Here is a 19,263-nt window from a genome sequence, read left to right on the forward strand (position 1 = left end):
ACCCTCACCCCGCCCACCCGCGGCCTGGCCACTCACACCCCGGCCGCCCACACCCTGCGCGCTCACACCGACGGCGGCAGCGCCCACATCAGCGGCACCCACATCGGCAGCACCCACGTCGGCAGGCCCGTCCGCCCTCACGCACCCACCGCCCGGACACACCAGAGGCCGGGGCGCCGCGCCTCCATACTTCCGGCAACAAAATCCGCGCTTCCATTCATCCCCGGAGCCCATGACGCGATCGGGTGATCTCCGAGCAGCGAGGCGAACAGCCGCGAAGCGAACGCGCGACCCGACGCCGTCCACCGCCCCGCGATCACCGCGACACCGCCGTGTTCCAAGCGTCCAACAGCCCTTCGGCCTTCGCGTCACGCAACACCAACACCGACCCGACCGCCGAAATCGGCCGCACCGCCCCGGGATCGACCGCCAGCACCACCCCCACCGACGCCCGCCCCGCCTCCAGCATCAACGCGGACAAGTCGGCGTTCGCCCCGCACACCACCGCCACCACGTCCAAGTCCCGGATCGGCAACGAGCGCACCGCCGAAGCCCGATCAGCCGCCTTGAGATCCGCCAACACCGCCAGCACCACCGACGCGTCCGCGTCCACCGCACCCGCCGGCAACTCCACGTCCACCGCACCCGACGACGACACCAGCCGCACCGGATGCCCCTCGGCGATCGCCACCGTCACCAGCGACGCCGCCACCTCCACCGCGTCCTCGAGATCCTTGGCCTCCGCATACCCGTCCGCGTGATCATCGAGCACCACCGCCAGGTGCGGCCGGGCCGGATCAGCGTCCTCCCGGATCATCAACGTCCCGGTCCGCGCGGACGTCGCCCAGTGCAGCCGCCGCAAGTCGTCACCGGGCACGTACTCCCGCAACCCCACCAAGTCCGTCCCACCACGCTCCACCCGCTCATCGGCGCCGACGTGCCCACGCCGCACCCCGCCGGGCAGCCCGCGCACCGGCAGCACCCGCGGCACGACCCGCACCTCCACCACATCACCCACCACCGTCCGGGCGTGCGCCAGACCCGCCAACCCACGACGGCTCAACGTCAACGGCCCGACCTTCAGCAACCCACGCGTGTGCGTCGGGATCGGGTACTCCACCTTCACCTTCTGCCCCGGCGCGAGCAGCGGGATGTCCACCGCCACAACCTCGCCCGCCACCTCGTCCGTCGCGTCGAACACCACCGGGAACCGCCTGCTCGTGCCCGTCAGCTCCACCACACCGGTGCAGACGCCCAACCGCTGCACGGTCCGCGGCCGCACGATCCGCTTCGGCGCGACCTGCGCCCGCGACAGCACCGACACCACACCCGCCACCACGAGCACCACCAGCGCGATGCCCAACCCCGCCACACCCGGATAACGCCACCACAACCCGAAACCCACCAGCAGCACGCCCAACAGCGCCGCGCCGAACCCCCGCGCGGTCAGCCGCACCCTGGTCATCGCGCGGCCGGTCTCGGCACCGCCACGCCCGCCAGGACGTCGGCCAGGACCTCCTCGGTCGTCGTGCCCGCCAACTGCGCCTCACGCGTCAGCACCAACCGGTGCGCCAACACCGGCACGGCCAACGCCTGCACGTCGCCCGGCACCACGAAGTGCCTGCCCTGCGCCGCCGCGTACACCTGCACGCACCGCACCAACGCGCGCAGCCCACGCGTGCTCGCACCCAACCGCAACCGGCTGTCCTCGCGCGACGCGACCCCGATGTCGCTGATGTAGTGCAGCAACGGGTCCGCCACGTGCAGCGTCGCCAGCCGACGGCCCTGCTCCGCGATCACGTGCGGGTTGCTCACCGTCGGCACCGCGCCCACCTGCCCCGCACCGCTGCCGGGCCGCAGCACGTCGATCTCGTGCTCCACCGACGGGTAGCCGATGGACGTGCGCAGCATGAACCGGTCCAGCTGCGCCTCGGGCAGCCGGTACGTGCCGTCCAGGTCGATCGGATTCTGCGTCGCCACCACCAGGAACGGCGCGGGCACGGCGTGCGCGACGCCGTCCACCGTGACCGTCCGCTCCTCCATGACCTCCAGCAGCGCCGACTGCGTCTTCGCGGCGGCACGGTTGATCTCGTCCGCCAGCACGATGTTCGCGAACACCGGCCCCGGCCGGAACCTCACCTCACCGGTCTGCGGGTCGTACACCGACGTGCCGGTGACGTCGGACGGCAGCAGGTCGGGCGTGAACTGCACCCGCCGCGACACACCGCCCAACGCGCCCGCCACCGCACGCGCCAGCGTCGTCTTACCGGTGCCCGGCACGTCCTCCAGCAGCACGTGCCCACCGGCGAACATCGCCACCAGCACGAGGTCCACCACGTCCCGCTTGCCCCGCACCGCCGACTCGACCGCGTCACCGAGCCGAGCGTGCAGGGCGCGGAACACCGCGATCTCGTCCTCGCCGATCGCGGGCACCGCCGTAGTCGTCACTTCTCGCCCCTCGTCACTCCGACTCGCCGCGCCTCATCCGCCGGTTGCGCAAGGTCAACAACCACGCCGTCGCCAACAACCCGATGCCACCACCGACCAACTGATTGCTCTCGTCCGACGCGGGCACGCTCAGCGGCTGGCAGATCCGACCGCCACCACAGTTCTCGATCGGATCACGCACGGGCGCGTTGCGCACCGCCGATTGCACCGAGCCGGACGGTCCGTGCGCCCGCACGACGAGCACGTTGGGGCCGACTTCGACGGCGATCGTCACCGTGCCACCGGCACACGCGATCGGCACACCGAACTCGTAGGTCGTGTTGACGACCTCGCACGTCCCGCTGTGACTCGCCCAGTCCGCCGGCGGCGCCGTGGTCACCCTCCTCTCGTACTGGTGAGATCCCATACCGACCGTGCTGATCACAGCGACACCCGCAGTCGGCAACGGCGGAGGTGGCGGCGGCGTGGTCGTCGTCGTGACCACGGGCGGCTGAGTCGTCGTGGTGACCACAGGCGGCTGAGTCGTCGTCACCACCGGGGGCTGGGTGGTCACCGGGGGCTGCGTCGTCGTGGTCCCGGCCGCCGGCCTGATGGTCCACGACGCCGCACCGGCCTCGCCCACCCCGAACCGGTTGTAGGCCGCCACCGAGACGTCCAACTTCCCACTGGCGCAGAACGTCGACCCCGCGCACGGCAACACCAGCTCGGCCGACGTGCCCGCCACCCGCGTCTCCCGGGAACCACCGGTGAACCCGCCGGTCGCCGTCACCGTGTACCCGGTGATGGGCTCACCACCGTCCGGCACCGCGCTCCAACTCACCGCCACGACCACCGACGTGCCGTTGATGCTGCGCTGCGACACCGTCACACCCGCCGGACGCCCCGGCACCGCACCCGACACATCGGCACTCGGCGTCGTCGTCACCGGCGGCACAGTGGTCTCCCGGCCCTGCGTGTTCTGCCCGTTGCCCCGGTTGTCCCGCGTCGGCGGGTCTGGACGCGGCGGCGGAGGACTGGGCACGCTCGGAATCGGCGACCGCTCCGGGTCCATCACCGGCAACTCGGGACTGCGGATCACCACGTCCCGCGTGCGCCCGTCCGCGTCCACGATCACACCCGAGCCAGCGCCCGGCGTGTTGATGAACAGCTTGCCGTCGTCGAACACCAGCGCCGGGTCACCCGAATCACCGGTCTGCACATCGTCCGCGCCCCGCTGCCCCGTCCGGTCCAGCACCACGACCTTGCCGGAACCCAGGCACGGCACGTAGACCCGTTCGCGGAACACCGCCGGACGCCCGGGCCTGGGACAGTCGTACGGCCCCATGTCCACCGGGACCACCTCGTCACCGGTCACCAGCACGACCGTCGACGCGTCCGGGATCGACGCCGGCACCAGACCGGTCGGACTCGTCTGCGCGGCCAACACCTCTCCCGCGAACGACTCGGTGCTCGCCGTGAGGTCGCGGCCGGCGCCAACGCGCACCACCACACCGCCCTCCAACCCGAGCAACGTCACGCCACGCTCATGCGGCACCAACGCCGTGCGCGGCCCAGCGCCCGACACCGCCTTGTTGGCCCGCTCCAGGAACTTCTCGTCTTCGTCGGACCACTCCAACGAGTGCAGGTTGCCGCCGTGGTCCACGGTCCACAGCACACCGTCGTCATCCGCCACCACATCCGCCAACGGCTGCCCCGCGAGCCACGGCGACCCGATGTCGGCCAACGTCACCGGATCCGCGTTGTGCACGGACCCCGCCGCGCGGTCGACCACGAACACCCGGTCCGACGCGATGAGCACCTTCGCCGACGGCCCGGGAGGCGCCTGCCTGCGACCGGACGACAGCAACGTGGCCAGGTCGATCACCGTGATCTGCCCGGTCCGCCGATCGAGCACGATCAGCTTGTCGTCGGACTGCGCGATCTCCAACTGCGCGTCCGCACCACTGACCTGCAACCGCGTCTGCGGCTTCCCGGAGCTCGGGTTGACCTGCACGACCTCGCCGCGCTGGTCGTCGTTCAGCCAAGTGAGGCCGTCGGAAACCTCGACGGCCGTACGCGAGATGCCGTCGCCAAGCGCAGCGCCGACCAGCAACAACAGCCCTAACGCGGCGGCGCTGACACTGGCCGACTCACGCCGGCCCGCGCCGATGACCCGACGCGCGATCCCGCCCAGCTTCGCTCCCACGAGCCGGATGCTAACGGCCCTGTATGACAATTCTGAGACAACCCACGAGCCTGCTCCGCTCGGCCCACGCCCCACTCGGCCGGATGCGTCCACATCGGACCAACCCTCCCCCACACGCGGGATGCCCTGGCCGCCCCGCCCGTCCACTGGAGCGCCCTTCCCCACACGCAGAACGCCCCCAGCCGCACCCCGTCCACTGGCAGGCCTTCCCTCAAAGGGAGGGCTTCGTGTCATCCCGCCGACCTGGCTTTGCCCTACCGCGCGTGTCAAGGGGGCCGTTCACCTCTGCCCGCGGCTTCCACTGATGACCGCCCCCTTGATACGTGTGGTAGCCCGGAGGGAGGTCGGTGGGATGACACGAAACCCGCACCAACGACGAGCCCGGCACAGAACCAGGCAGTCGGGGTCATCCTGCTGATCTGCCCGTCCGGCGAGGACAGCTTTGATCTTTGATCTCCCGAAGACGTCACCCCTCAGAGATCCGCGAACTCCTCACGCCGCACCTTCGCGCACTCCACCGTCAACCCCGCGTCCACCGCCCGGCTGATCTCCGCCAACGACTGCAACTGCGCCGGCGTCAACACGTCGAACAGGTGCTCCCGCACCGCCGTCACGTGCCCCGCCGCCGCCTCCTCCAGCACCGCGAACCCGACGTCCGTCAACGCCGCGATGGAGCCACGCCGGTCCGACGGGCACGCCCGCCGCTCCACCCAGCCCTCCTTCTCGAGCCGGGCCACCGCGTGTGAGAGCCTCGATCGTGACGAGTGGCACACCGAAGCCAGCTCGCTCATCCGCAGCGAGCGCTCCGGCGCCTCGGACAGCGCCACGAGGATCTCGTAGTACGCCATCGGCATCCCGGAATCACGCTGCAACTGCCGGTCCAGGTGTTCGGTGAACTTGGTCACGGCGGTCATGAAGGCACGCCACACCTGCTGCTCTTCGGCGCTCAGCCACCGCACGTCGCTCATGTCTCCCATCATACGGTCGTTGTTGAACCTTCAACCAGGATGCGCTATGTTCAGTTGAGAGTTCAACCAGACCAACCCAGAAGGACCATCAATGACCTCGCAGACTGTGCAGATCCCCGGCTACCTCGCGGGCACGTGGGCGATCGACCCGGTGCACTCGGACGTCTCCTTCGTGGTTCGCCACCTGGGCGTGTCCAAGGTCCGCGGCCACTTCGGCACCTTCGAGGGCACGATCGTGACCGCCGAGAACCCCTTGGAGTCCACGGTCACGGCGAAGATCGACGCCACCTCGATCAGCACCCGCAACGACCAGCGCGACGCCCACGTCCGGGGCGAGGACTTCCTGGACGTCGAGAAGTTCCCCGAGCTCACCTTCACCTCCTCCGGCGTGCGCGCCCACGGTGACGGCTTCCTCGTCGACGGCGAGCTGTCCCTGCACGGCGTGACCAAGTCCGTGGCCCTGGAGCTGGAGATCAACGGCTTCGGCGACGGCTTCGAGGGCGCGAAGGTCGTCGGCTTCTCCGCCTCCACCGAGATCAGCCGGCGCGAGTTCGGCGTGACCGGTGGCCCGGCCGGCGCGGCCGTCGGCGACAAGATCACCATCCTGCTGGAGATCGAGGCCGTCAAGCAGGCCTGACCCCAAGCTTCCCCGAAGGGGCCCGCCGACACACCGGCGGGCCCCTTCGTGCTGCCCTCCCTCGCGCAGCTCGCACGACCCACCCCTCCCCTACCCTGCGTAGGACAAGTCGCTAGACCGGGCGAACCCGAGCGTCATTCCATTTCACCGCGCATTTCGGTAGCTTCTGCCCTGCCGCCGCAACCTGTCTGAACCGCGCGCCGTCTCCACCCGTAGTAGGTCGTGAAACCAGAGTTTTGCTTCGATCGGCACTGAAGCTGTAGAACTCGATGCGGACACAGTCCGCTCACGGTCGGTAGACCACGTGGGTGATATCGGACGCACTCATGGCACCATCTGGCGTAGCACGCGCCGGACGCAGGCGAGGAGGATCGGTGTGAACGCCCAGACCGAACAGGTCGACGACCTTCGACTCGTCGCGCTGCCCACGGCGGTGAACGTGGCGGACTTGTTCGTCCGCTTCTCGCTGGGCGAGTGGCGCCTGCGCGCGATGCAGGACGAGGCCGCGCAGACGGTCCGCCGACTGGTCGGCGCCGCGGTCGACGTGGCCGATCGGCGCGCGCCCGGCTTCCTCCTGGTGCGGCTGCGGCTGACCGGCACCTACCTGGTGGTCGAGGTCGAGGGCAACCGCGTCGCGCTGCCGCCGGAACTCGCCGGCACCCGCGCGGGTCTGGTCGACCTCACCGCGGGCGGCCACCTGGCGTGGTGCGAACTGGCCCTGCCGTCGGGCATGAACGCCTCGGCCGTGCCCCTCCCGCGCCGCGAACCCCGCCGCTCCCCCGCCGCCGAGGCACTGGGCGACGAGCCGGACGTGGACCCGGAGGTCATCCAGCGCATCCTCTACGGCTTGGGTGGCGGGGCTCACCGGCCGGACTAAAAGCTCTCAGAACCGACGGGCCGGCGTTCACAGGAACGCCGGCCCGTCGGTCTCGCCCAGGCCAAACCCACTCAGGCCGATCCCGCTCGGCTCACTTCCGCGCGAGCGCCACCAACGCGACCGCCAGCAGGCCCATCCCGCACCACGACACGAACGGCAGCCGTTCGTTCAGCACGACCACGCCCAGCACCGCCGCCACGGCGGGTTCCGCGAGCGTCAACGTGGTCGCCGCCGCCGCGCCCGTGTGCCGAAGCCCACGTGCGAACAACAGGTACGCGGCGAACGTCGTGAACACCGCGAGGTGAGCCGTCACCGCCAGCCCTGACGGACTCGCGACCCACCCCACCCCGACCACCAACAGCACCGGCAACGTCAGCGCCGACGCGCCGCCGAACACCACGCCCACCACGGCCCGTGACGGGTGCCCCAGTCCGATCAGGTGGGCGCAGACCACCGAGTACACCGCGTACGACAAGCCCGCGACCAGCGCCAACGCCACTCCGACCAGGTCGACTCGGGCGTCACCGCCGCCCAGCACGAGCGCCGTGCAGCCGACCACGGCGGCCGACGTGGGCAGCGGCCGGGACCGCAGCCCCAGCACGATCGGCGCGGCGGCCAGCGCCACGGTGGTGCCCACCGCCACACCCGTGCGCGCGACCGCCGGGTAGAACGCGAGCACGTAGCCCGCCACGGTCACCGCGCCGAGCAACAACAACCGCCAGTCGGCGGTCCGCAGCACAGCACGCGTGCCGCCGGCGGTGAGGAACAGCAGGCAGCCGCCCACCACCAGACCCGCCGCGCCCACGGCCGCGGCCGGTGCCGAGGCGGGTGCCAGTGAGCTTGCGGTGCCGGTGGTGCCCCACAGGACGCACGCGGCCAGGATCGGCAGCGGTCCGCGGGTGGAACGAGCACGTGTTTCCACGGCAAAGGTCGACACGAGGTCTCCGTTCGCGAGACGAGAGGAAGAGGACGCGAACGGGCGCACCGCGTGATCGGATCAGCTCGGATCGGATCAGGCAGGCGTGAAGGCGTGCGTCAGCGAGTGCGCCCGGTCAGGCGCACGGCGGCGGAAGGACCACGTGCCAGTGGGTGTTCACGACCGGCATCCTAGACGACCGGGCTCCCCGGTATCGTGGGGATCATGGACATCGGCGTCGCGGATGACCTGCTGCGGCGGTCCCTCGTGGTCTACAAGTTCGCGGTCGACGAACTCATGACGAAACTGCGGATCCTCAGTGAGGAGTTCGACCTCGTTCACCGGCACGACCCGATCGAGCACGTCACGCACCGCGTGAAGCGGCCCGAGGCGATCCTCGACAAGCTCCGGCGCAAGGGGCTGCCGGCGGACTTGGCGCTGGCCGCCGAGCACCTGGACGACGTCGCGGGCGTGCGAGTGGTGTGCCCGTTCGTGTCCGATGTGTACCGGGTGCGCGACATGCTGGCGCGGCAGAACGACGTGGAGATCCTGCTGACCAAGGACTACATCGCCGCGCCGAAGCCCAACGGGTACCGCAGCCTGCACCTCATCGTGCGCATCCCGGTGTTCCTGTCCGACCGGGTGGAGCACGTGAAGGTCGAGGTGCAGCTGCGGACCATCGCGATGGACTTCTGGGCCACCTTGGAGCACAAGCTGTACTACAAGTACGACGACCAGGTGCCCGCGGGTTTCGTCGAGGAGCTGACCGCCACCGCCGCCATCGCGGCCGAGCTGGACGCCCGGATGGAGTCGCTGCACCACGAGGTCCAGCGGGACTAGGCCCGAGCGCTGAGCGTTGAACTCACCCGTCGCGAACGTAGGACTCTCGCGCCCTGAACGTAGGACTCACGCGTTCTGAACGTAGGACACACGCGACCTGAACGTAGGACACGCGCGTTCTGAACGTAGGACACGCGTGGGGGTCAGGAGAGGGGGAGGTCGGGTGGGCCGCCGGGCAGGCGGCGGTCCGCCGCCGCGATCGGCACGTCGTTGATGCTCGCCTCACGGCGGCGCATCAGCCCTTCCGGCGCGAACTCCCAGTTCTCGTTGCCGTAGCTGCGCCACCACTGGCCCTCGTCGTCGTGCCACTCGTACTGGAACCGGACCGCGATGCGGTCGCCGGTGAACGCCCACAACGACTTCCGCAGCACGTAGTCGTGCTCGCGCTGCCACTTCCGCGTGAGGAACGCGACGATCTCGTCGTGCCCCCGCACGAACTCGGACCGGTTGCGCCACACCGAGTCCGATGTGTACGCCGCGACCACCCGCTGGGGGTCACGGGTGTTCCAGACGTCCTCGGCCGCCTGGACCTTCGCACGGGCGGACTCCTCGGTGAACGGTGGGACCAGCAGCACGGCGCGACTCCTTCTAACGTTTACAAGCCAGCCCAAACGTTAGATCGAACCCCTGACGGACGCAAGGCCGCCGCCCACCGGACCCGACCGAACCGCCCCGCGAACACTCTCCGCACAGACCCTCTCCGACACCCGAAGCACACCCACGCACGAGTCGTCACCCACCCCCGCACCCAGTAATCGGGCACGCGCCGCACGGCACTACCGACGTGCCACCGCCGCTACGCCCGAGTAACGTCAAACGACGCTCCACGACAAAGGTTACGGTTGTCTCAAAACATCATCGAAAATCCATCTGAACGGAGCACGAAGATATTTCATGCCCACTTGATGGACAGCCTACGGACGCGTGCAACCGCCACCCCGCACCCCCGCCCCACCCCTTGACACGCGACTGCGAATAACCCTCGCATACTGCAGGTCTTTACGAGACCAGTCGGTCCAAACCAGCCGTTCGAGTGAACCCTGGAAGTGCATCTTCTAACACGGGGTTACATCCCCTCAAAATGGGGAATAGCCTTTCCACGAATGCTCCGTTCGGCGGTCGCGACGATCTCCCGGCGACCGCCAACGTTGGGCCCGCAGACCCGGTTACTCATTGACACTGTGGCTCATTCTCAGAGGATCACGCATGGACACCGACCGGATCTCCAACCGATTAGCGGCGCTGGCCCGTGAGCACCTGGTGCCCGGGGCCCAGCTCGCCGTGCACCACGCGGGACGCACGTGGACGCACGAGGTGGGCAGCCTGGCCGCCGACGCGGCCGTGCCCATCGGCTCGATCACCAAGACGTTCACCGCGACCGTCGCCATGGCCCTGGTCTCCGACGGCGACCTCGACCTGGACGCGCCGCTGTCCGACCACCTGCCGGGGGTGGCCGACGAGCTCACGCTGCGCCACCTGCTCAGCCACACGAGCGGCCTGCCGTCGGACCCGGAGGACGTGCGCACGACGTCCCTGCGCCACCACGTCCGGCAGGCGCTGCGCGAGCTGCACCCCCTGCACGAGCCCGGCGCGGGCTTCTCCTACTCCAACATCGGGTATTCGCTGATCGGTCACCTGATCGAGGTGGCGACCGGGATGACCTGGTCGGAGGCGGTGGAAGCGGTCCTGCTGCGCCCGCTCGGGCTGCGCGCCAGGTTCACCACGAGCCCGGACGCCGACGTGGTCACGGGCCACTCGGTCAACCCCGCCACGGGCCGCGTGGTGCCGGTGACGCAGTCGATCGCCACGGTCGACGCGCCGGCGGGCGCCCTGGCCGTCAGCGCCGCGGAGCTGGTGGCGTTCGGCCGGATGCTCGGCGGCGCCGCGCCGCACCTGATGAGCCCGGACGACCTCGCGGCGATGCGCGAGCCCGTGCGGCACGCCGAGCCGTTCGGCATGGCCGACGGCTGGGGCCTCGGCCTGGCGCTGTTCCAGCGCGACGGCGTCCGCTGGGTCGGGCACGACGGCACCGCCGACGGCACGTCGTGCCACCTGCGGATCAACCCGGCCGACGGGACGGCGGTCGCCCTGACGACCAACGGGAGCAGCGGTTTCGCGCTGTGGCGCGAGTTCGTGCCGGAATTGGCCGATGCGGGCCTGCCGGTGGCCGATTACGACGGAATGCGGGGCCTGCGCCGCCGCATCGCCCCTCCGCCGGACTGCGCCGGGCACTTCCGCAACGGTGAGGTCGAATACGCGGTGCGCGCCGTGGACCGGGAGCGCCTGGCGCTCACGGTGGACGGCGAGCCGTTCGCGGACCTGTCGTTGTTCGACGGCCTGGTGTTCGCGATGCGTGATTCCGACACCGGCGACACCAACCAGACCGGGCGTTTCCTGCGCGACCCGGACGACGGCGGGATCCGGTGGATCCAGATCGGCGGTCGACTGGCCCGCAGGCAGGTCGCGAAAATGGCTTGAATTTCACGTTTGAACCTCCGCGGAATGGGTAAGCCGCGCCCCTGAGCCAGAAAGGCACCTCTCGCGATGACGCATGCCCGCACACTGCCGGAATTGATCGCCGCACAGGCGCTGCGCACTCCGGACGCACCCGCGGTCATATCGGCCGAGGGTGTGGTCGGCTACCGGGAACTCGACGACCGCGCGAACCGGCTCGCGCACCTGCTCCTCGCCAAGGGGGCGCGGCGGGAGCGCGTGGTGGCGGTGGCCATGCCACGCTCGGTGGACAACGTGGTGGCGCGGCTCGCGGTGCTGAAGACCGGCGCCGCGTACCTGCCGATCGACCCGGACTACCCGGCCGACCGGATCGCGTTCATGGTCTCCGACGCCGAGCCGCTGCTCGTGCTCGACGGCCCGCCGGACCTCGCCGACCAGCCCGCCACGGCGCCGGACGTCACGATCCGGCCGGAGGACCCGGCGTACGTGATCTACACGTCCGGGTCGACCGGTCGCCCCAAGGGGGTGGTGGTGCCACACAGGGGTTTACCCGCCTTCTCCGCCGCCGAGATCGACCACTTCGACGTGCGCCCGGGCGACCGGGTGCTCCAGTTCTCGTCGCCCAGCTTCGACGCCTCGGTGCTGGAGCTGTGCATGGCGCTGCCCGCCGGCGCGGCGCTCGTGGTGCCGCCGCCCGGGCCGCTGCTCGGCGACCAGCTCGCCGAGGTGCTCGCCGGGTTCGGCGTCACGCACGCGCTGATCCCGCCGGTCGCGCTGGCCACCGTGCCCGACGTCGAGCTGCCCGCGTTCCGCACGCTTGTCGTCGGCGGTGACGCCTGCCCGCCGGACCTGGTGGCGAAGTGGGCGCCCGGCCGCCGCATGATCAACGCGTACGGGCCGACCGAGTCCACTGTGGTCACGTCGTGGAGCGAGCCGCTGGAGCCGGGCGGCACGCCGCCCATCGGCCGTCCCATCCCGGGCACGTCGGTCCGCGTGCTGGACGACGAGCTGCGCCCGGCCGCCGAGGGCGAGCTGTACGTGACGGGCGTCGGCCTGGCCCGTGGCTACCTGGGCCGGCCGGGGCTGACCGCGCAGCGGTTCGTGGCCGACCCGTTCGGCGAGCCGGGCGGCCGCATGTACCGCACCGGTGACGTGGTCCGCACCCGCGCCGACGGTCAGTTGGACTTCGTCGGGCGGGCCGACCACCAGGTGAAGATCCGGGGTTTCCGGGTCGAGCCGGGCGAGATCGAGGCGCTGCTGCGGCAGCAGCCCGGGGTGGAGCACGCCGTCGTGGTCGCGCGCGGCGAGCCGAAGCGGCTGGTGGCGTACGTGATCGGCGAGACCGCCGGGCTGCGGGAGCGGCTGGTCGCGAGACTGCCGGACTACCTGGTGCCGTCCGCCTTCGTCGCGTTGGCAGCGTTCCCGCTCACGCCCAACGGGAAGCTGGACCGCGACGCGCTGCCCGAACCCGTCGTCGGAGACGTCCCGGCGGACCACGTCGAGCCGCGCACCGCGGCCGAGCGCCGGGTCGCCGAGGTGTGGTCGGGCGTGCTCGGCGTGCCCCGGGTCGGCGCGCACGACGACTTCTTCGCCCTCGGGGGCGACTCGATCCTGGCCGTGCGGGCGCTGTCGCGGCTCGGCGGGCTGCCGGTGCGGGCGATGTTCGACCACCGCACGGTCGCCGCGCTCGCCGAAGCCCTGCCCGACGAGGACGGCGCGCCCATCCCCCGCGCGCCGCGGGACCGGCCGCTGCCGCTGTCGTCGGCGCAACGCCGGCTGTTCTCGCTGGACGGCACGGCCGAGCAGAACACCGCCGTCGGCATCCGGCTGACCGGGCCGCTGGACGTGCCACGCCTCGCCAGGGCGCTGGACGCGCTGGCCTGCCGGCACGACGCGCTGCGCACGACGTTCGACGTGGTGGGCGACGAGCCGGTGCAGGTCGTCGCGCCGCACGGCAAGATCCCGCTGCGCGTGCTGCCCGCGGTGTCCGGCCCGACCTCACCACGCCCCACCGACCGAACCCGCACCGAGCCGGACCCGACCGAGCCTGCTCCCGCCGACCCGGGTCTGACCGCGCCGGACCCCACCAACCCGCGCCTCACCGCGCCGGACACCACCACCTCGGGACTGACCGCGCCGGCTCCCACCTCCCTGGGCCTGAGCGAGCCGGACCCGACCGACCTGGGCCTGGACGAGCCGTTCGACCTGCGGCGCGGACCGTTGACCCGTGCCGTGCTCAGCCCGCTCGGCCCGGACGAGCACCTGCTCGTCCTGGTCCAGCACCACATCGTCACCGACGGCTGGTCGGTGCAGGTGCTGCTGCGGGAGCTGGCCGAGCTGTACGCGGGCGACCGACCGGCCGAGCCCTCCGTGCAGTACCCCGACTTCACCGCGTGGGACCGGGCCAGGCCGGAGGGCGACCCCGCGTACTGGCGCGACCGGCTCGACGGCGTCGAGGCGCTCGACCTGCCCACCGACCGGCCCCGGCCGCCGCTGCGCACCACGTCCGGCGCGGTGCTGCGGCGGCCCCTGCGGGCCGACCTGGTGCGCCGGCTGACGGGCGTGGGCCGGGCGCACGACGCCACCTTGTTCATGACGCTCACCGCCGCCGTGCAGGTGCTGCTGTCCGCCCGCAGCCGGCAGCGGGACGTCGCGGTCGGCACGGTCAGCTCCGGCCGTGACCGCGCCGACCTGGAAGGCACGGTCGGGTTCTTCGTCCGCACGCTCGTGCTGCGCTCCTGGGTCGACCCGGACCTGCCGTTCACCGCGTTCCTGGACCAGGTGCGGAACACCACGCTCGAAGCCTTCGCGCACGACGACGTGCCGTTCGACCGCGTGGTGGCGGAGGTGCGGCCCGACCCGGACCCCAGCCGCACGCCACTCGTGCAGGCCGTCGTGGCGCTGCACCAGCCGCTGCTGCGCCAGGCGGGCTTCGGCGAGCTGACCGCGGCCGAGCACGACCTCCCGCGCCCGGTGGCCCGGTTCGACCTGGTGGTGGAGTTCTGGCCGCGCGGCGACGACCTGGCGCTGACCGTCGAGTACAACACCGACCTGTTCGACGCGGCCACGATCGAGTCGCTGAGCGACGACCTGGAAGCGTTGCTGCGCCTGGTGGTGGACGACCCGGACCGACCGCTCCGCGATCTCGTCCCCCTCGGCCGGACCTCGGGCGACAGGCCGGACGGCACGGTCCGCGTCCGGGGCGTCCGGGTCGACCTAGCCGAGGTCGAGCGGGCGATCCGGCGGCACCACGAGGTGACCGACGCCGTGGTCGTGGCCGACGCAGGCACCCGGCTCGTCGCCTACGTGACGCCACCGGTGAACCCGGCGGCGCTGCGCGGGTTCCTCGGCCAGGTGCTGCCCGCGCACGCCGTGCCCGCGACGTTCGTCGGCCTCGACCACCTCGACCGGGACGCGCTGCCCGCACCCCCGGAGGAACGCGCGGAAGTCCGTTACGTGGCACCGCGCACGCCCGTCGAAGCCGTGCTCGCGGACGTGTTCGCCGAAGTGCTCGGCGCGGCACGGGTCGGTGTGCGGGACAACTTCTTCGCCCTCGGCGGCGACTCGATCCTCGGCATCCAGGTGGTCACCCGCGCCCGCCGCGCCGGACTGGTGCTGACCTCGCGGGACATCTTCGCCCACCAGACCATCGCCGCCATCGCGCCGCACGTCACCCGCGACCTGCCGCCCACCGCCGACCAGGGCGCGGTGACCGGCGCGGCCCCGCTCACCCCGATCCAGCGCTGGTTCCTGGACAACCACGCCGTGCGGCCCGAGCACTTCGACCAGTCCGTCGTGGTCGACCTGGACCCCGACCTCGACGTGCCCGCCCTGCGCACCGCCCTGGCCGCACTGGTCGAGCACCACGACGCGCTGCGCACCCGGTTCGAGGCCGACCGCCAGGTGGTCGGCCCCGTCACGCACGCGGACCCGTTGGCGCCGGACCGCTTCGACATCACCCGAGGACCGCTGCTGCGGGCCGAGGTCGTCGACGCCGGCTCGGTCCGCCTGACCGCGCACCACCTCGTGGTGGACGGCGTGTCGTGGCGGGTGCTGGTCGAAGACCTGGCCACGGCCTACCGCCAGGCCCGCGCCGGCCAGACCGTCCAGCTCGGGCGCAAGACGACGTCGTTCCGCGACTGGGCGATCCGGCTCGCCGACCACGCCCGGCACGGCTTCGACGCCGAACTCGACCACTGGACGGCCGTGGCCGCCGCACCGCCCGACCTCCCGGTGGACCGGCACGGCCCGAACACGGTCGGCTCGCAGCGCGACGTGACCGTGCGACTCACCGAACGGGAGACCGACGCGCTGCTGCGCGACGTCCCCGGCGTGTACCGCACGCAGGTCAACGACGTGCTGCTGACCGCGCTCGGCCGGGTGCTGGCCGACTGGACGGGCCGGGACCGCGTGCTGCTCGACCTGGAAGGCCACGGCCGCGAGGAGTTGTTCGCCGACGTGGACCTGTCCCGCACGGTCGGCTGGTTCACCACCGTCTTCCCGGTCGCGCTCGACCTGCCCGACGGCGACTGGGGTGACGCGCTCAAGTCGGTGAAGGAGCAGCTGCGCGCCGTGCCCGGACGCGGCATCGGCTACGGCGCGCTGCGCCACCTGGCCCGCACCGCGCCCGCCTGCGACCCCCGGGTCTCGTTCAACTACCTGGGCCGGTTCGACGCGGACCAGCGCGACCTGGAGCTGTCCGCCGACCCGCGCGCACCGCGCCCGCACCTGCTGGACGTCGTCGGCCAGGTGCGCGGCGACCGGCTGGAGTTCACCTTCCACTACAGCGGGAACACCCACGACCACGACACCGTCGCCCGCCTCGCCGACGGGTTCGCCGCCGCGCTGCGCGGCATCGTGGCGCACTGCGCCGAGCCCGGCACGGGTGGCCGCACGCCGTCGGACTTCCCGCTGGCCGACCTGACCCAGGCCGAGGTGGACCTGATCACCGGCGAGGACGCCTACCCGCTCACCCCGATGCAGGCGGGCATGGTGTTCCACGGCCTCGGCGACCAGGGCGTGTACTTCCAGCAGACCACGTTCGTGGTCGACGGGGTGACCGACTCGGCCGCGTTCGCCGCCGCGTGGCAGCGGGTGGTCGACCGGACGCCCGTGCTGCGCAGCAGCGTGCTGTGGGAGGGCGTGCGGCGGCCGTTGCAGGTCGTGCACGAGCACGTCCGGGTGCCGTTCACGTTCCTGGACTGGAGCCACCTGGACGAGGCCGCCCGCGCCGCCCGGCTGCGCGACCTGCTGGCCGAGGACCGGGCCGAGGGCATCGACCTGGCCTCGCCGCCGTTGACGAGGGTCGCCATCGCCCGCCTGTCCCCCACCAGCGTCCAGGTGCTGTGGACGTTCCACCACGTGCTGCTCGACGGCTGGAGCGTCTTCCACGTGCTGTCCGACGTGCTCGGCGAGCCGGCGGAACGGCGGCCGTTCCGCGACTACGTGGCCTGGACGGCCGAGCAGGACGCGGCCGAGGCCGAGGCGCACTGGCGGCGGGTGCTGGCCGGGTTCGACTCGCCGACACCGCTGCCCGCCGACCGCCCCGCCGAGCACGGCACGTCGTCGCAACGCCTGAAGGTCGAGCTGACCGACGAGGAGTCCGCGGGGCTGTACGAGTTCGCCCGCCGGCACCGCGTCACGCCGAGCGCGATCGTGCAGGGCGCGTGGGCGCTGCTGCTGGCCCGGTCGGCGGGCAGGCGTGACGTGTGCTTCGGCGCGACGGTCTCCGGCCGGCCCGCGGAGCTGCCCGGCGTGGACGCGATCACCGGCATCTTCATCAACACGCTGCCGGTGCGGGTCCGGGTCGACGGCGCGGCGCCCGTGGCCGACTGGTTGCGCGCCTTGCAGGACGCCCAGGTCGAGTCGCGGCGGTTCGAGCACGTGCCGCTGGCCGACGTGCAGGCGTGGAGCGAGGTCGAGCGCGGCACCGCCCTGTTCGACAGTGTGGTCGTGTTCGAGAACTACCCGGTCGACCTGGCCGAGGACATGGGGCTGCGCGAGCTGGCCGCGGTCGAGACCACGAGCTTCCCGCTCAGCGCCACCGTCTACCCGGCCGAACGGCTCGGCGTGCTGCTCGGCTACGAGCCCGCGATGTTCGACCCCGGCACCGTGCGACGGCTCGGCGAACGGCTGCGCAGGCTGCTGGTCGGCCTCGTCGCCGACCCGGACCGGCCGGTCGCCGACGTGCCGTGGCTGTCCGACGACGAGGTGCGCCAGGTGCTGGTCGACTGGAACGGCACGGTGGTCGGCGAGCCGACCACCACGATCCCCGAGCTGTTCGCCGCCCAGGCGGCCCGCACGCCGGACGCGGTCGCGGTGACGTGCGAGGGCGAGCACCTGACCTACCGCGAGCTGGACGAGCGCGCGAACCGCCTGGCGCACCACCTCGTCGCGGCGGGCGCGGGCCCGGAGGCGCTGGTGGCGTTGCGGTTCCCGCGTTCGCTGGACCAGGTCGTGGCGGTGCTGGCGGTGCTCAAGTCGGGCGCGGCGTACCTGCCGCTCGACCCGGCGTACCCGCCCGAGCGGATCGCCGCCACGATCGCCGACGCCCGTCCGGTCGCCGTGCTGTCGGAGATCCCGGACCTGACCGGCCTGCCGGCCACGGCGCCGACGCCGGCCCTGCGCCCGGACCACCCGGCGTACGTGATCTACACCTCGGGCTCCACCGGACGGCCCAAGGGCGTGGTGATCCCGCACGGCAACGTGGTGCGGCTGTTCTCGGCCACCGACCACTGGTTCCGGCTCGGTCCCGACGACGTGGTGTCGATGTTCCACAGCTACGCCTTCGACGTCTCGGTCTTCGAGCTGTGGGCCGCGCTGCTGCACGGCGGCCGGCTGGTGGTCGTGCCGCACGCGGTGTCGCGGTCGCCGCGCGACTTCGCCCGACTGCTGGCCGACGAGGGCGTGACCATCCTCAGCCAGACGCCGTCGGCGTTCTACCAGCTGATCCCGGAGCAGCCGACCGGGCTGAGCCTGCGCTGCGTGATCTTCGCCGGCGAGGCGCTCGACCTGCGCAAGCTGGCGGGCTGGGACGGGCCCGGCGCGTTGATCAACATGTACGGCATCACCGAGACGACCGTGCACGTCACCTACACCGAGGCCGACGGCAGCATCGGCGTGGCCATGCCGGACCTGCGGGTCTACGTGCTGGACGAGGACCTCAACCCCGTGCCGCCGAACGTGCCCGGCGAGCTGTACGTGGCCGGGCCCGGGCTGGCCCGCGGGTACCTCGACCGGCCCGGGCTGACCGCGTCGCGGTTCGTCGCGAACCCGTTCGGCCCACCCGGTTCCCGCATGTACCGCAGCGGCGACCTGGCCCGTTGGGAGGACGGCGCGCTGCACTACTTGGGCCGCGCCGACCAGCAGGTGAAGATCCGCGGGTTCCGGATCGAGCTCGGCGAGGTGGAATCGGTCCTCGCCGCGCATCCTGCCGTCGCCCAGGTCGTTGTAGTGGCGAACGAACAACGCTTGGTGGCGTACTTCGTGCCGGACAAGCCGACTACGGCGTCGGAGCTGCGCGACCACACGGCCAAGGTCCTGCCCGACCACATGGTGCCCGCCGCGTTCGTCGCACTGGAAAGCCTGCCGTTGACCGTGAACGGCAAGCTCGACCGCGTCGCGCTCCCCGCGCCCGAGCGCGACGCGGTCACGTCCGGGGATTACGTGGCGCCCCGGACCGAGACCGAAGAGGCGATCGCCGCCATCTGGGCCGACGTGCTCGGCGTCGACCGGGTCGGCGTGGAGGACAGCTTCTTCACCCTGGGCGGCGACTCGATCCGCAGCCTGCACATCACGTCCCGGACCAAGGCGGCCTTCGGCGTCGACCTGTCCCCACGCGACGTCCTCACCGCCCGCACCGTCTCCGCCCTGGCCGACCTGGTCGAGGAACTGGTGCTCGCGGACCTCGAAGCCCTCGCTGCCGACACGGAGGCGTGA

General features: G+C 71.8%; 11 protein-coding genes. 5 read left to right on the forward strand and 6 right to left on the reverse strand.

Annotation, left to right across the window (positions count from 1 at the left end):
* Positions 1-316 precede the first annotated feature (316 nt).
* The 4 genes from ADK67_RS36780 to ADK67_RS36795 all read right to left on the reverse strand — a co-directional run bounded on the left by ADK67_RS36780 (position 317) and on the right by ADK67_RS36795 (position 5,601).
* Positions 317-1,465: a DUF58 domain-containing protein gene (locus ADK67_RS36780; protein WP_053721185.1), complete on the reverse strand. Its 1,149-nt coding sequence runs from the start codon at positions 1,463-1,465 to the stop codon at positions 317-319.
* A complete protein-coding gene (locus tag ADK67_RS36785) occupies positions 1,462-2,448 on the reverse strand; it encodes an AAA family ATPase (protein ID WP_053721186.1) in 987 nt (328 codons plus the stop codon). Before ADK67_RS36785 ends, ADK67_RS36780 begins: the two co-directional genes overlap by 4 nt.
* A gap of 13 nt (positions 2,449-2,461) precedes the next feature.
* Entirely contained in the window at positions 2,462-4,633 is a 2,172-nt protein-coding gene (locus tag ADK67_RS36790) for a hypothetical protein (protein WP_053721187.1), read from the reverse strand.
* A 473-nt stretch (positions 4,634-5,106) separates the two neighbouring features.
* Entirely contained in the window at positions 5,107-5,601 is a 495-nt protein-coding gene (locus ADK67_RS36795) for a MarR family winged helix-turn-helix transcriptional regulator (protein WP_053721188.1), read from the reverse strand.
* Between the two features lie 91 nt (positions 5,602-5,692).
* Between ADK67_RS36795 and ADK67_RS36800 the strand changes: the two genes are divergently transcribed.
* Positions 5,693-6,238: a YceI family protein gene (locus tag ADK67_RS36800; RefSeq protein WP_053721189.1), complete on the forward strand. Its 546-nt coding sequence runs from the start codon at positions 5,693-5,695 to the stop codon at positions 6,236-6,238.
* 376 nt (positions 6,239-6,614) lie between these two features.
* Positions 6,615-7,115: a hypothetical protein gene (locus ADK67_RS36805; RefSeq protein WP_053721190.1), complete on the forward strand. Its 501-nt coding sequence runs from the start codon at positions 6,615-6,617 to the stop codon at positions 7,113-7,115.
* A 91-nt stretch (positions 7,116-7,206) separates the two neighbouring features.
* On the opposite strand, the gene ADK67_RS36810 is transcribed toward ADK67_RS36805, so the two are convergent.
* Positions 7,207-8,052 (reverse strand): EamA family transporter, encoded by an 846-nt coding sequence (locus ADK67_RS36810; protein WP_053721191.1) that lies wholly within the window; start codon positions 8,050-8,052, stop codon positions 7,207-7,209.
* A gap of 204 nt (positions 8,053-8,256) precedes the next feature.
* Here ADK67_RS36810 and ADK67_RS36815 point away from each other — a divergent pair, with 204 nt between their 5' ends.
* On the forward strand, positions 8,257-8,871 hold the full coding sequence (locus tag ADK67_RS36815) for a GTP pyrophosphokinase (RefSeq protein WP_053721192.1): 615 nt from the start codon (positions 8,257-8,259) through the stop codon (positions 8,869-8,871).
* A 143-nt stretch (positions 8,872-9,014) separates the two neighbouring features.
* On the opposite strand, the gene ADK67_RS36820 is transcribed toward ADK67_RS36815, so the two are convergent.
* A complete protein-coding gene (locus ADK67_RS36820; RefSeq protein ID WP_053721193.1) occupies positions 9,015-9,446 on the reverse strand; it encodes a nuclear transport factor 2 family protein in 432 nt (143 codons plus the stop codon).
* 631 nt (positions 9,447-10,077) lie between these two features.
* Here ADK67_RS36820 and ADK67_RS36825 point away from each other — a divergent pair.
* Both ADK67_RS36825 and ADK67_RS36830 read left to right on the forward strand, forming a co-directional pair.
* Positions 10,078-11,349: a serine hydrolase domain-containing protein gene (locus ADK67_RS36825; protein ID WP_053721194.1), complete on the forward strand. Its 1,272-nt coding sequence runs from the start codon at positions 10,078-10,080 to the stop codon at positions 11,347-11,349.
* Between the two features lie 93 nt (positions 11,350-11,442).
* Positions 11,443-19,263, forward strand: coding sequence for a non-ribosomal peptide synthetase (locus ADK67_RS36830; RefSeq protein ID WP_053721195.1), 7,821 nt, complete (start codon positions 11,443-11,445; stop codon positions 19,261-19,263).

This window comes from Saccharothrix sp. NRRL B-16348 (assembly GCF_001280085.1).
Classification (GTDB): domain Bacteria; phylum Actinomycetota; class Actinomycetes; order Mycobacteriales; family Pseudonocardiaceae; genus Actinosynnema.